Origin of the sequence: Desulfotignum balticum DSM 7044, from assembly GCF_000421285.1 — a bacterium.
Classification (GTDB): Bacteria; Desulfobacterota; Desulfobacteria; order Desulfobacterales; family Desulfobacteraceae; genus Desulfotignum; species Desulfotignum balticum.
Window position 1 is genome coordinate 2,976,118 of sequence record NZ_ATWO01000001.1, and the last position, 11,996, is coordinate 2,988,113.

At 41.6% G+C, this 11,996-nt stretch carries 18 protein-coding genes and 1 pseudogene; 6 read left to right on the forward strand and 13 right to left on the reverse strand.

The window, feature by feature from the left end; all coding sequences use genetic code 11:
• Positions 1 to 251: 251 nt before the first annotated feature.
• The 3 genes and pseudogenes from K365_RS0114845 to K365_RS0114850 all read left to right on the forward strand — a co-directional run.
• A complete protein-coding gene (locus tag K365_RS0114845) occupies positions 252 to 719 on the forward strand; it encodes an Lrp/AsnC family transcriptional regulator (RefSeq protein ID WP_024335213.1) in 468 nt (155 codons plus the stop codon).
• A gap of 238 nt (positions 720 to 957) precedes the next feature.
• A complete protein-coding gene (locus K365_RS29580; RefSeq protein WP_435050806.1) occupies positions 958 to 1,428 on the forward strand; it encodes a phage integrase N-terminal SAM-like domain-containing protein in 471 nt (156 codons plus the stop codon).
• Positions 1,313 to 1,585 (forward strand): annotated as a pseudogene (locus K365_RS0114850) (transposase); the annotation flags it as partial. The gene K365_RS29580 and the pseudogene K365_RS0114850, both read left to right, overlap by 116 nt.
• Before the next feature lie 306 nt (positions 1,586 to 1,891).
• Here K365_RS0114850 and K365_RS0114855 read toward each other — a convergent pair.
• The 13 genes from K365_RS0114855 to K365_RS0114915 form a co-directional block, all read right to left on the reverse strand.
• On the reverse strand, positions 1,892 to 2,614 hold the full coding sequence (locus K365_RS0114855; RefSeq protein ID WP_169432953.1) for a flavodoxin family protein: 723 nt from the start codon (positions 2,612 to 2,614) through the stop codon (positions 1,892 to 1,894).
• Positions 2,615 to 2,640: 26 nt separating this feature from the next.
• Positions 2,641 to 3,084 carry a MarR family winged helix-turn-helix transcriptional regulator gene (locus K365_RS0114860; protein ID WP_024335216.1) on the reverse strand — a complete coding sequence of 148 codons (444 nt, stop codon included), beginning with the start codon at positions 3,082 to 3,084 and terminating at the stop codon, positions 2,641 to 2,643.
• A gap of 151 nt (positions 3,085 to 3,235) precedes the next feature.
• Positions 3,236 to 3,652, reverse strand: a complete 417-nt coding sequence (locus K365_RS0114865; protein WP_024335217.1) for an acyl-CoA thioesterase — start codon at positions 3,650 to 3,652, stop codon at positions 3,236 to 3,238.
• Complete coding sequence (locus K365_RS0114870) at positions 3,649 to 4,020, reverse strand: TetR/AcrR family transcriptional regulator (protein ID WP_024335218.1); 372 nt, start codon at positions 4,018 to 4,020, stop codon at positions 3,649 to 3,651. The genes K365_RS0114865 and K365_RS0114870 overlap by 4 nt, the downstream gene beginning before the upstream one ends.
• A 251-nt stretch (positions 4,021 to 4,271) precedes the next feature.
• Complete coding sequence (locus tag K365_RS0114875) at positions 4,272 to 4,652, reverse strand: cupin domain-containing protein (protein WP_024335219.1); 381 nt, start codon at positions 4,650 to 4,652, stop codon at positions 4,272 to 4,274.
• Between the two features lie 148 nt (positions 4,653 to 4,800).
• Positions 4,801 to 5,481: a 4Fe-4S binding protein gene (locus tag K365_RS0114880; protein ID WP_024335220.1), complete on the reverse strand. Its 681-nt coding sequence runs from the start codon at positions 5,479 to 5,481 to the stop codon at positions 4,801 to 4,803.
• Between the two features lie 84 nt (positions 5,482 to 5,565).
• Entirely contained in the window at positions 5,566 to 6,339 is a 774-nt protein-coding gene (locus K365_RS0114885) for a class I SAM-dependent methyltransferase (RefSeq protein ID WP_024335221.1), read from the reverse strand.
• A gap of 81 nt (positions 6,340 to 6,420) precedes the next feature.
• Complete coding sequence (locus tag K365_RS0114890) at positions 6,421 to 6,963, reverse strand: GNAT family N-acetyltransferase (protein WP_084489852.1); 543 nt, start codon at positions 6,961 to 6,963, stop codon at positions 6,421 to 6,423.
• Between the two features lie 59 nt (positions 6,964 to 7,022).
• Positions 7,023 to 7,256 carry a type II toxin-antitoxin system prevent-host-death family antitoxin gene (locus tag K365_RS0114895; RefSeq protein WP_024335223.1) on the reverse strand — a complete coding sequence of 78 codons (234 nt, stop codon included), beginning with the start codon at positions 7,254 to 7,256 and terminating at the stop codon, positions 7,023 to 7,025.
• On the reverse strand, positions 7,253 to 7,651 hold the full coding sequence (locus K365_RS0114900; protein ID WP_024335224.1) for a type II toxin-antitoxin system VapC family toxin: 399 nt from the start codon (positions 7,649 to 7,651) through the stop codon (positions 7,253 to 7,255). Before K365_RS0114900 ends, K365_RS0114895 begins: the two co-directional genes overlap by 4 nt.
• A gap of 152 nt (positions 7,652 to 7,803) precedes the next feature.
• Positions 7,804 to 8,319, reverse strand: a complete 516-nt coding sequence (locus K365_RS0114905) for a DUF6125 family protein (RefSeq protein ID WP_024335225.1) — start codon at positions 8,317 to 8,319, stop codon at positions 7,804 to 7,806.
• A 118-nt stretch (positions 8,320 to 8,437) separates the two neighbouring features.
• Positions 8,438 to 8,890 carry a GNAT family acetyltransferase gene (locus tag K365_RS0114910; RefSeq protein WP_024335226.1) on the reverse strand — a complete coding sequence of 151 codons (453 nt, stop codon included), beginning with the start codon at positions 8,888 to 8,890 and terminating at the stop codon, positions 8,438 to 8,440.
• Between the two features lie 135 nt (positions 8,891 to 9,025).
• Complete coding sequence (locus K365_RS0114915; protein ID WP_024335227.1) at positions 9,026 to 9,577, reverse strand: hypothetical protein; 552 nt, start codon at positions 9,575 to 9,577, stop codon at positions 9,026 to 9,028.
• A gap of 186 nt (positions 9,578 to 9,763) precedes the next feature.
• Between K365_RS0114915 and K365_RS0114925 the strand changes: the two genes are divergently transcribed.
• The 3 genes from K365_RS0114925 (at position 9,764) to K365_RS0114935 (ending at position 11,982) form a co-directional block, all read left to right on the forward strand.
• On the forward strand, positions 9,764 to 10,153 hold the full coding sequence (locus K365_RS0114925) for a site-specific integrase (RefSeq protein WP_024335228.1): 390 nt from the start codon (positions 9,764 to 9,766) through the stop codon (positions 10,151 to 10,153).
• A 251-nt stretch (positions 10,154 to 10,404) separates the two neighbouring features.
• Entirely contained in the window at positions 10,405 to 11,022 is a 618-nt protein-coding gene (locus K365_RS0114930; RefSeq protein WP_024335229.1) for a class I SAM-dependent methyltransferase, read from the forward strand.
• Between the two features lie 180 nt (positions 11,023 to 11,202).
• Positions 11,203 to 11,982, forward strand: coding sequence for a class I SAM-dependent DNA methyltransferase (locus tag K365_RS0114935; protein ID WP_024335230.1), 780 nt, complete (start codon positions 11,203 to 11,205; stop codon positions 11,980 to 11,982).
• The last annotated feature ends 14 nt before the right edge of the window (positions 11,983 to 11,996 follow it).

Here is an 11,996-nt window from a genome sequence, read left to right on the forward strand (position 1 = left end):
AAAAAACAGGACCTAAAGCCAGTTGTAAAAACATACCGGTCAGCATTCCGTCGAACAGTATTATCATTAAATCCTTCGCCCTCCTAAAAAGTTATTACCTAACCACTACTACCACAAAGGTTTCAGATCCTATAAAAAAAATCTATGCCTGTTAGCAATGCAGATATGATATATGATCTGAAAAATTCAGAGAATAGCCATTTTAAGTTTAATTGGAGCATTTAATTAATAATTTAAAGGATGACCTGAAAATGAACGCTAAAGTTGAAAGCCCTGTTGATTCAATCGGTATGAAAATTCTCCGGGAGCTTCAGATGAATGCCCGGAGAAGCTTCAGCCGGATCGGACGTAAAGTGGGACTGTCTTCGCCTGCCGTTGCAGAACGGGTCTATAAAATGGAGTCTGCTGGCATAATAGTCGGATATCATGCAGATATCAATTTCCAAGCCTTCGGTCAGGTCGTCATGGCGTTTGTCACCCTGACCAATCAGCCGGAAAAATATCAGGCAATCTATGCCTTTGCCGAAAAGGAGGAGGAGGTCGTGGAATGCCACCATATCAGCGGCAGTGAATCCCTGATTCTGAAAATTGTCACCGGGTCCATTGGGCAGCTCAACACCATGATTGAAAAACTCAGCCAGTTCGGAGAGACAAAGACCTCCATTGTCCTGTCCTCGCCAGTCCTAAAAAAAAACAGGAATTTTTCCCCTGGAACCTGAAAATTTTCAATTGCGGAAAAGACCTGAAGGACAGGGTTAACTATCGCGCAGAAAAAAAATCATATGTTGCCCGAAAGATCGCCTATGGGGTGAGCACTATGAATGCCAGTAGAATCCATAATTATGAATTGCCCTGAGTATAGGCACATTGAGGGAGCATGCTTTCCCTTCAAATTCACTGAAAGTCAGATGCTTTCTGATCTGAAAATGTCATGGATACAACAAGTATCGTTTATAAATGCCCTCATGTAAAATTTTTGCTTTGGATAATTTATGCAGCGGGTTTAGTTATGCTGTGAGATTTTATTCCTTTTTATTTAAAGAAGATCTCCATTTAGCCGGTTATGCTGAGCGAAGCATTCAATCTTATACCAGCGCGGTTTTAAAACTACAGCGCTTTTACAATAAGCCACTAGAAGATATCAGCGAAGAGCAGCTTCGTCAATACTGGCTTTGTTGTCAAAGTGAATTTGGCTGGAGCGCCGCAACACCGCGCATCCGTTACTCCGGCATACAACATTTTTTCAGAAAGACCCTTGTGCGTGAATGGAATATTTTCAACGACATCAAATGGAAACGAGAACAAACTTTACCTGGCACTGGATGCCATGGAGTTTATCAGAAGATTCCTGCAGCATGTTCTGCCCAGGGAATTTATGAAAATCAGGCATTATGGATTTCTCAACCCCAACAGTGCCTTATCCATTGAGAAAATCCGTGAACTCATTTCACTCATCCATGATATTATTGCACTTTTTACTGAAATCCCGGAACCGGAAATACCCGGTATTAAATGCAGTCATTGCGGACATGATTTGAACTTTATGTTCTTTGTAAAGCCTGAACCACGATGCAAGCCCGGATAGCTTAACAAAACTGACTTTCCGGTTTTGCTCGACTTTGAAAACAGCCTGAAGAATGACTCTCACATGGCATGTTACAGTACCCGTGCGCCAAATTGCAGATATTTGAATTTTAGACCCGGGTTTTAATGACAAAGACGGCCTGAATCTTGGTTGTTACATCAGGAGGAAGGCACTTTTATAAAATTTTCATCCCATCTCGTCTTTCACACATCCTGCAAATCGATGACCTTTTCCCCGATTGATCCGCGGCTTCTTGAACCACATGATTAGTACCGAGCCTCGTGCCTCGGCACGGTTACTAATCCTTCATTTGTTATCTTCTCTCATCTTCAAAATCATCTGCGTCATATGACGAAGGATCATCTCCGGGTCATCTATGTATTCTCTGTTCGCCAATTCAATTACGTTTTTATTTATTTTCCCTTCTGCAACTAATTGCTGTCCGCTCATAGTCACTGCTTCAAGCTGCGTGGAGAGAAGTTCGGGGTCGGCCACCAGGAGATGTGATGCCGGGAAATGAAATTCGCCTTCAAGCTCCCACCCCATGTTATCAAGGATTCGGTTAAAGACCCTGCTTATGGAAACAAAAGATTCTCTTTCCGGGTTACCGGCTGTAAAAATCAATATGACTTTTTGTTTCTTTTTTATACTTTTAAGATGATATGTTCTTCCTTCTCTGAACTCAAAAAATGCATCTAATGTTACCCTCAGCCTGTCTATCATTTTCTTCATATTGCTGGGCATGGAGTCAAAATAAACAGGACTGGCAAAAACGAGCATATCTGCCTCTTCTATTTTCTCAATGATTGATCCCATATCATCATTGAATTTGCATACTCCAGGTGCTTCAAACAAGCACTTTCCACAACTTTCACAGGCAATTATTTTTTTCCTGGACGGATACAGCACTTCACAGTACGCATGAGCAGACGCTGCTCCTTTTAAAAAACGGTTAAGTACTATTTGAGTGAATCCCTTTTCGGATCGATGGCTTCCGTTTATTGCAAAAATTTTTTTTGAAGTGCTCATGATCATTATTTCTCCTGTCAAGTGGTTCAATATCTTTGCAGATAACTGGCCGCGTTATCGGTCATTTTTTTCAAATCCTCCAGGAGCTGTTCCTGTCTCTCCTGAGGTATGTTTTCGGTAATAATTTCACTCCATTTCATAATGATTTGCCAAAAATCTTCTTCGATTCCCAAGGCTGATGGTTCCAGAAAAGCACGTTTTATTCGCCCATTATTCTCATCAGGGACCCTTCGAACAAATCCCCCATCTTCAAGTTTTTTAAGGGCTCTTGCGGTGTTGGCTTTGTCCACATAAACCCTCTGCGTCAATTCGTCCTGACTAAGCCCTTCCTCGTCAAAGAGCTCCGCCAGAAAAATATATTGCCCTGAACCGATTTTCATGGCGGGCAGTTCCTTGCCTAAATAGACGATTGCCATTCTGTACAGTATGGCTACAAAGCGACCAATTGTTTGTCTTCCTTTTCGTTCCATCCGACCACACCCTTTTTGTTGACTTCGCAACTATAGTGTCGTAAAACAGTTGCGAAGTCAACAAAAAAATGAGTTGAATCTCTCAGTAGTATTTTTAAGATAACGTATTTTTCAGCGGCCGCGGCTTTTTGCGGTCTGCTGCAAAAAGTTTTTATGTGATTTTAAACACCAATGTTTCACATTTTTCCTTTATATTATCAGGGAAAATGCAACTTTTTCGTTTCACTCGATCAAGATGAACACCTAATAATTCTGATGTTGCAACTTCCTTCCCTGTTTCTGCATTGTACATTACATGAAGAAAGCGAAGGCTTTTGTCTTTTACTTCTAGTATTTTGGATTTTATTAAAAGCAAATCTCCGGCTATTACCTCAGCTTTATACTTTGTAATTTGCTCTATAGCTGCCATTCCTCTTTGATTATCGTGAATGTATTTGTTAGTGATACCGACTGATGAAAATAAATGCCATGTTGCCTCATCGAATTTAGCAGTGTACCACTGCACATTCATATGTTCCATGTGATCTATTTGATTTGGATAAACTACGCCTCTATACGTTTCGATCATAGATTTTTATCCCTTTTACCTGCACATAACAATGCTTGCTCTGATGCCCAAGTCAGGTTGGACGCTACCCAGTCCAGATGGTAGCCAACCAGCCTATACATCCCCTCCCGGGCACCCAGATCTTGCTCCAGCGTGGCGATCATCCCCTCCTGGTAATCTTTCAAACCCTCCATATACACAGCAGCGGCCAGTAATTCCTTGCTCTTGAAATGATGATTCACGCTACCGTAAGACGTACCGGATCGGCTCTGAACCTCCTGCATGGTGGTATTCGTAAAGCCCTTTTCATTGAATATCTCCAAGGCAGCCTGGATGATTTCCAGTTTGCGTTTCGGCGTCGTCTTATTCGGTTTTCTCTTGCCTGTCATGTTCACTCACTTATTTCATTAGATTATCAATCTAAACTTAAAATATAGTCAAGAGACAAATAAGGAACTGAAAGAAATTTTTTTGAGACCGATCCGCAGAAGCCAAATCAACATATAATATCGTACCAACCATCCACCGGGCGGTATAGCCTTGCTAATCAGCCAATTGTGCGACTCCGTGTCGCATCATAACGCGGAATTCATCGGAGCCACGCGTATGTGGCTTCCAGTGAAATGACTGGTTATGCAAATTATTCATCTCCCGTTGGGATAATGCCTGCAGTCTCAATCATTAAAATAATAGTTTTTTCAGGTGCACGAGTCCTATGCACAATTCGTTTTGGAACAACATAACCTTGATGTTGCTTTAGGGTAACAGTTTCCTTACCCTCGATATCAAGCAACAATTCACCATTCAAGGTGAAAAAAAACTCATCTTCATTATCATGTTTGTGCCAATGGTATTCACCTTTTATGATGCCCAACCGCACGACCGATTCGTTTACTTTACACAAAGTTTGGTTATACCATTGGTCAGTGCACTTCTCTACAAGCGTTGGTATATCAATAAGTTGCAATGCCTCGCATAGGATATTCATATGGTTTATGTATGGGTATTTCCTGTCACTCATTTATTCTCCTTTTTACATAATATTGAAATTAACCAGCGAATGTTCAGCGTGTCGGTGTTACACGACTTGTCATATACCTGCTTTTTTCAATTTGTCGTTCATTCCCTTGATGTTCGGTTAACCTGATGGTTGGACTAGCATCATTTACTTAGTCGATTTTTGTTTCTCTTAATATCATTGTTGTTGCATCAACAGGGCAAACAGTAACGCAAAGTCCACATCCAAGACATGCTTCAGGATTGTATTTCATCTGTTTGTCATTGAAAATCCGTGCATCAAAAAAGCATCTATCGACACATTCACCACAATGAATACAAGCCTCAGTATTTGTAACTGCTATATATTCAGAGCGGACCATTAGCTCTTTTCGTTCGGTAAGCTTTACTATTTGTAATTCATGGCAACAACAGGAACAGCAGCTGCACAATGCAAAAATTTCGTGGTCAGGCATGTATAAAGCAAGATGGATAAGACCGTTTTCGTTAGCTTTCTTCAAGATATCAGTAATTTCAGTTAAAGAGACATGACGGGCTTTACCTTTTGAAACGAATTTATCTCCAATTTTATTCAGAAGAAAACAGACTTCCAAAGGCTTGTCACATCTTTTATAATGGGTTCTGCATTCACAATCCTGAACTGCAACTGAATTTGCATTCGTAAGTATCTCAATAACCTGCTCTGTCGGCAATACCCATTGTTTTGCGTTAAGTGATTCTGAAACTGGGATGACTTTTGAAGATGCTGAAATTTGACCTTTGCTTAGCCATTTATCATAATTGACAATTCTTTTCTCAAGAAAAGGATCAGCAATATTTTTTTCTATCTTCATTTCACCACTCCTCGTTTATTTTTTTGCAGCCCAAGGGGCTGTTCAGAGGCGGCGAAGTACGAGCCGTCCACTGCAACAGCAAGGTTATGCCCTTGGTTTACGACACCAAAAAGCAAAATGGTTACCTGCTTGAGCAGACGTATCTCCTTTGAGCCTATCCGCAGTTGAAATTTCGGTAAATCCGACTTCCTCCAAAATGGGGATAATTTCTTCTACTCCATACATTCGTTCAACTTCAATAAGTTTTATCACTTTATTCGTTTCGGGGTATACAAACCAGCAATGCTCATGGAAATAAGCCTCATCTGCCCACTTCTCTGAAAGGCTAAAACAATCGGATAGTTGCCGCCAATTTTTTACTTTTTCCGAGGGAGGAACTTTTGGTTTTCCGGCTACATTTGAGATAAACCATCCTCCTGGTGTTAGGGCTTTATAAATACGTAAGAAATCTTGTGTAACGTCTGATAATGACAGTTGCCCAGGGCAATACGAGCCAGCCCAAGCCAACGAAAAGCATTCTGACTCATCTAAATCTGCACATTTCATTTGTCCGAGATTTACATTAACACCTACCGTTGAAAAATTGTTCTGCGCGATTTCAAGATATTTATCACCCGGATCAAACGCAAATACCTGAAACCCTCTTTGTGCAAAAGCTGTTGCATGGTAACCCAACCCACATCCAATATCCAGCACCTGAGCAGGAGGATTAATTTTTGATATTGATAAGATCCTTTCAACCATATTATTCGCAATTTCAGGAGTAACAAACAGCCAATCACGATAATATTTCAAAAGGATATCTTGAATTATCGGTTGGTCCCAAGACCATTCTATTTCAATAATTTCAGATTTCATTGTCGTTTCTTTTTTGAGCATAACGGGCTGTTCAGGGGCGGCGAGGTACGAGCCGTCCACTGCAACAGCAAGGTTATGGTTTTATTCTATTGGCACTCTATAATAAATATTATCTTGATCAGTCTGGAAGCCGATTTCTGAATAAAGCTTCTGAGCGTTTGAATTAGTTTTTGCAGTTTTTAATTCAATTCTGATGGCGCCAGACTTTTTTGCAAACTCTATTGATTTCTTAATTAAAGCTTGAGCAACACCTAATCTTCTAAACTTAGAGGAGACACCTATATCATTAAGAATCCATATTTTTCTTAATGATATAGTTGAATATAACGGGTAGAGATTAATAAAACCCATAACTTCATCTTCTTCACTAATAGCGATGAAAGTAGCAGCTTTATTTTCTTTATGAAGATTTATAAAGAATTCTTTGGTTGCTTCTGGGGACACGTTAAAACCACAGAATTTTCGATACTCATCCACGACGTTTACAAATTGATCAATATATTTTTCACTAAAACTTTGTACAAACACATTTTTCTCCATTGTTTCTATTTCATTACGTGCATCATGGTTTTGACCATAACGATAAGCTGAGGGATCGGGGCTTAAAGCCGATAACCCCAGCATAATAAAAATTTATGTTAAAACCAAAATCTTCAAGAGCCGCTCAGTAGGCCCCGATCCGCTCAAGCGGCTGGTTCGGCACTCCTTGCCCGAGATTCATTAACCGCATCAAGAATATCTTTAGTTGTTGCTTTTGTTTTTATACCTGGAACATCAAAAGGTGATTTGGGTGATTTGGTAAATATAATTTTAAAAGTGTCACCGCCTCGACGCTTAATAATAACCTCTTCTGATTTTGCAATATCGAGAACTGCAGAGAACTTTTGGCGAGCCTCTGAATATGTATAGACTTTCATTGAGTTACCTCCACTACATGAATACCCAGGCTCTGAGCGACTTCGATCATACGTCGATCAAGAGTCATTAACGGGCTGTTTAATGAAATAGCACATATTAAAAAATATGCATCATATGCATATATGTTAAACTGAGATGCTATCTTCAACGCCTCTCGAATATTAATACTACGCAAATCAACGGGTATTTGCTGCGTAGCATCCCAAACAGATAACAGGTTTTCAGGCTCAAGCCTACGTCTTTTAAGCATCGCTGATAATGCATTTCCAATTTCAAAGGGTAAAATATTCGGTGCCACTAAATCATGGCCTACAGTAAGCCTGATAATACTATCTCTTTCTGGTTCATAAAGAGTAACGGCTAAAAAAGTATTTGTGTCTGCTATAATTTTCATACGTACAATTGTACGTGTATATATATTCTTTGTCAAGATCAATTATTGATGCCGAACGCTGCAAATCATCGGCAAAATAAAGATGCAGAGTGAAGCGATGAAGCTTTATTTTGTCCGAGTGAATTTGAATGGTTATACCTATTTTACTGTTTTTAGAAAAAAAATTGTATATACCCTGAACAATCCCCATTATGATGCATGTGACATAGGTTAATCTCTGGGGAAAACTTATGTTTTATTCCAAGTTCTTCAAGCCAGCATTTGATTCTGTAAAGTACACCACATTCATACTTGTCTATGGCACCTAATCTTTTTACACCTTCATAGGCAAAGCATTTTCCTTGATTAAATACCCATGTCATTTTGTTCTCTTCAGAAAAATTAAAGCTAACATTGATAAAATCAGGTATTATCAATTTAGAAGCTTCAATAAAAAACACCCTGAATTCTTCAAAGTTTTCAATGTCTTTCTTAAATCCCAAAACACTCCTAATTCTTTTTAGTTCAATTGAAGACATTGATTTAATGGCGGATTTGTTAATTTTATTTGTTGTCTCAATCCCAAATTCTTGCAGGCAATGAAAAAACCACATACCGTCATGTGTCATCCAACACTTATTTAAAAGATCAATTGTTTCTTTTTTGGTAATAGTGTCACTTGGTTTCAAAGCTACCGCCCCCTTCACCTCAGTTTATTGTAACCTTACAGCATAACGCCGAGCTTAGTAGCTGCCAGGGCAATACGAAATTACAGCCAGCCACAACCGCCCCGCCCTGGCAGTCTATCTACAGCGCGTTGTTCGCTGTTTTGATGTTTTTTAATATGCGTTTCCCCATGCTTATTCTTTTTTCTGTTTTATAGCCGTTCGAATGATAGAAAGTCTCAACGAGCTCATTGCCCTCCATGATTTGTAGGTTGATCTTCATGCAACCTTTTTCTGAAAGTCTCTCCTCTGCAAAAGATAACAAGGCAGAACCTAAACCCCTTTTCCGACAATCGGGTGACACTGCAATAGAGTAGATCCAACCCCGATGACCATCATATCCTGCCATGACAGTGCCTATTACGTTATCATTATTCACTGCCACAAAAAACAATCCGTCGTTGAATTCAACTTTTTTATCAATCACAATATCCGGGGCATTATGTGACGTTTCGTACCCAAAAACATCTCTCCATAAAGAAATGACTTGTCCCCTATGTTTAAAATTCTCGAATGCAGTAATTTTGAATTCCATCTATTAATTCCCATTGCAAACGTGGTGTTCAGTGAGGGGCGGCGAATCACGACAACCGACCAAAGAACGAAACTGGTTGTAATAAGACAGTGGTTAACGAAGGCGCGCTGTAGCCCGATCCACTGGAACACATGGTTATGCTCTTCTTTTCGCTTCCAATAGAGCCTCCTCGAATTTACCAAGTTCTCCCACGAACCAGTTGTAAGCCCCTTTTGCCTTTTCGAACTCTGGGTTGGCAATTTGAAGATCATCATGACCCTTCGGGTGCATTAGGAGATCACGAATCTTGAGTGCAGATAGATAGTCCTCCCAGCCCTGCCCGCTCTTGTCCAATGCGTAATCTGCCTCATGCTGTTTTGCAAGGGCAGCAATGGAAAATGCCAAGCAATTTTTCGCTGGAATGTACTTCGGATACTCACGTACTTCTCCTGATGGTTCTACTTTCACTTCAACTTCCCTCAAGGCAATGATCTCTTCTGGAGCAAGCTCAATGCCATTATGTTCATTCGATATCTTTAAGGATAGTTGACGGAAGCCGTACGAATACCCTTCGATAAATGCAAACACAGCTCGAACATATGCACGCCGCATTATGTCGGCATGTTCCGACTCATTGCATTTAGACTCGAAATAGTTGACATCACGTGCGAGTTTTATCCTCATTGCGTTGAATTGTGCGGATAACATGCTGCGCCTCGCATAATTGTTTTTTGCATAACAGTGTTAATAACTGGAAAATTTACATCAGATTACCTTATCTCTGCAAATATTTTCCATATATTCCATATTATCGTTTGAAATATAGAAACTTCATTCCAGAGTATCACATCATTCTTTACATTCTCCATGAGAACAAGCATTATCATAGTTGCCATGGAAAACAAGAAAAAATTCACGCCTAATCCAGATTTCAAGATGCTTGATCAAGTTCGCGAAACGCTGCACTATTATCATTATTCAAGATCCACGGAAAAGACCTATTGCCAATGGATTACACGCTATATCTATTTTTTTGAGAAAAACGTGCATCCAAAGGATATGGGGGAAAAAGAAATTGAGCGTTTTCTTTCCCACCTGGCTACCCATGAAAAGGTTGCCGCCTCTACCCAGAGACAAGCTCTCAATGCACTGGTATTTCTCTACCACGATGTCTTGTTGAAGCCTCTCGACAACTCAATAGCTCCTGTTCGTTCAAAACGTAAAAACGGCCGCCCACTGTCACTATCAGGGCAAGCTAACTCTTGCAGATATTGCAAAACATGATTCCATAAAAACGCAGCCATTGTTTCGATATCATCAAAAGCCATATCAGTGAAATGCCTGGGTGTCAATCAGAGAAAATCCTTAGCGGTTTTAGGTAAAACTACGTAAATCCTGCCTTTCAGGAATCAAATGAGCAGGGCTTTCCCATTTCCTCATATGATTCTGTTTTTTTTAAAACCCGGGTGTGGTATGTAAATGCCTGAAAAAGAGATCAACAACGACAAAAAAAATACATTCACGGCGGCAAACCCATGGGACTGTATCACCGATTCATTCTACCCACACTGATGCACCGGGTCTGCGCCCACAAAGACATCACGGGCCAGCGCAAAAAGATTATCCCTCAGGCCGAAGGACGGGTGCTGGAAATCGGGATCGGGTCCGGCCTGAACCTGCCGTTCTATGATCTGAAGTCCGTGTCATGCGTGTGGGGCATCGATCCCAGCCGGACTCTGATGAACATGATTCCGGAATTCCCGGCCCGGCAGGCCTTGCCCGTCCATCTGATGACGGGCTCCGGCGAACAGATTCCTCTGGACTCACACAGTGCCGACACCATCGTGGTGACCTATACCCTGTGTTCCATCCCGGATATCCGGCAGGCCTTGGCAGAGATGCGGCGGGTGTTGAAGCCCTCGGGCCGGCTGCTTTTCTGTGAACACGGCCGGGCCCCGGATATCGATGTCTCCCGGTGGCAGGATCGCCTGACCCCGTTGTGGAAACCAATGTCCGGCGGGTGTCACCTGAACCGGCCCATCCCGGCCCTGATCAGGGACAGCGGATTCACCATCCAGGGGCTGGATGCCGGGTATGTCAGCCCCATCCGCATATCCGGGTTCCATTACCGGGGGACGGCCGTGACCCGCTGACCTGCTACCATCTGGCCATGGCGATGCAGGGCAAATGATCCCCCCTTGTATTCAATGCCCTGTCATGTTATTGTACAAAATAATGTATCTAAATATGTAGATATGTGAAAAATCAAATAAGGAATCCGCCGACAGACAGTATCCCGGCGGATGTTGAACAAACCTGAAAAAAGGAGACCTATGCAAACCCCGAAAAGACATCGTATTCAATTTCCCCAGACATCTGCAGGAAATCTGGCCCAGGATGAAGCCTATTTTTATCTGGTTTCACCGGATAAAGAGAAAAAAAAGATCCGGTTTCATGATTATGACCAGATCTACAATATGCCCGGGCTGTATGAACAGATTTTTTATGACCGTCTCAAATGCAGTTCCCCTGAAAAAGTGGCACAGATTCTCAAATCCGCCATCAACCAGACCAATGAGAACTTCAGTGAACTCCGGGTCCTGGATCTGGGGGCCGGAAACGGGCTGATGGGCGATGCTTTTAAACAATTCGGGGTTTCCCGGCTCATCGGCGTGGATATCATTCCTGAAGCCAAAACCGCCACGGAGCGGGATCGTCCCCATTTGTACGATGCCTATTATATCAGTGATTTCTGTAATTTGACGGATGATGAAAGAGAAGAGTACCTGTCCTGGTCCCTGAACTGCCTGACCGTGGTGGCGGCTTTGGGTTTCGGAGATATCCCGACCAAAGCGTTCATTGAAGCGTTTAATATGATTCAATCCCCGGGATGGGTGGGATTCAACATCAAGGAAACTTTTCTCAACGAAAGTGATGATGCCGGATTTTCACGCATGATCCGGGAACTGATTTTCTCCAACCACATGGATATCTATCATTTGGAACGGTACCGGCACCGCCTGTCCATTGAAGGCGAACCTCTGTACTATTACGCCATCGGCGCAAGGAAAAAAGCGGATATTCCTGAATCAATGATCGCCAAATTTGCCTGATAAAAACCCATGGG

Bases quoted from the DNA above. Each gene is read 5' to 3' on its own strand.
- K365_RS0114845 (WP_024335213.1), top strand. From the start codon at position 252: ATGAACGCTAAAGTTGAAAGCCCTGTTGATTCAATCGGTATGAAAATT.
- K365_RS29580 (WP_435050806.1), top strand. From the start codon at position 958: ATGCCCTCATGTAAAATTTTTGCTTTGGATAATTTATGCAGCGGGTTT.
- K365_RS0114855 (WP_169432953.1), bottom strand. From the start codon at position 2,614: ATGAGCACTTCAAAAAAAATTTTTGCAATAAACGGAAGCCATCGATCC.
- K365_RS0114860 (WP_024335216.1), bottom strand. From the start codon at position 3,084: ATGGAACGAAAAGGAAGACAAACAATTGGTCGCTTTGTAGCCATACTG.
- K365_RS0114865 (WP_024335217.1), bottom strand. From the start codon at position 3,652: ATGATCGAAACGTATAGAGGCGTAGTTTATCCAAATCAAATAGATCAC.
- K365_RS0114870 (WP_024335218.1), bottom strand. From the start codon at position 4,020: ATGACAGGCAAGAGAAAACCGAATAAGACGACGCCGAAACGCAAACTG.
- K365_RS0114875 (WP_024335219.1), bottom strand. From the start codon at position 4,652: ATGAGTGACAGGAAATACCCATACATAAACCATATGAATATCCTATGC.
- K365_RS0114880 (WP_024335220.1), bottom strand. From the start codon at position 5,481: ATGAAGATAGAAAAAAATATTGCTGATCCTTTTCTTGAGAAAAGAATT.
- K365_RS0114885 (WP_024335221.1), bottom strand. From the start codon at position 6,339: ATGAAATCTGAAATTATTGAAATAGAATGGTCTTGGGACCAACCGATA.
- K365_RS0114890 (WP_084489852.1), bottom strand. From the start codon at position 6,963: ATGCTGGGGTTATCGGCTTTAAGCCCCGATCCCTCAGCTTATCGTTAT.
- K365_RS0114895 (WP_024335223.1), bottom strand. From the start codon at position 7,256: ATGAAAGTCTATACATATTCAGAGGCTCGCCAAAAGTTCTCTGCAGTT.
- K365_RS0114900 (WP_024335224.1), bottom strand. From the start codon at position 7,651: ATGAAAATTATAGCAGACACAAATACTTTTTTAGCCGTTACTCTTTAT.
- K365_RS0114910 (WP_024335226.1), bottom strand. From the start codon at position 8,890: ATGGAATTCAAAATTACTGCATTCGAGAATTTTAAACATAGGGGACAA.
- K365_RS0114915 (WP_024335227.1), bottom strand. From the start codon at position 9,577: ATGTTATCCGCACAATTCAACGCAATGAGGATAAAACTCGCACGTGAT.
- K365_RS0114925 (WP_024335228.1), top strand. From the start codon at position 9,764: ATGGAAAACAAGAAAAAATTCACGCCTAATCCAGATTTCAAGATGCTT.
- K365_RS0114930 (WP_024335229.1), top strand. From the start codon at position 10,405: ATGGGACTGTATCACCGATTCATTCTACCCACACTGATGCACCGGGTC.
- K365_RS0114935 (WP_024335230.1), top strand. From the start codon at position 11,203: ATGCAAACCCCGAAAAGACATCGTATTCAATTTCCCCAGACATCTGCA.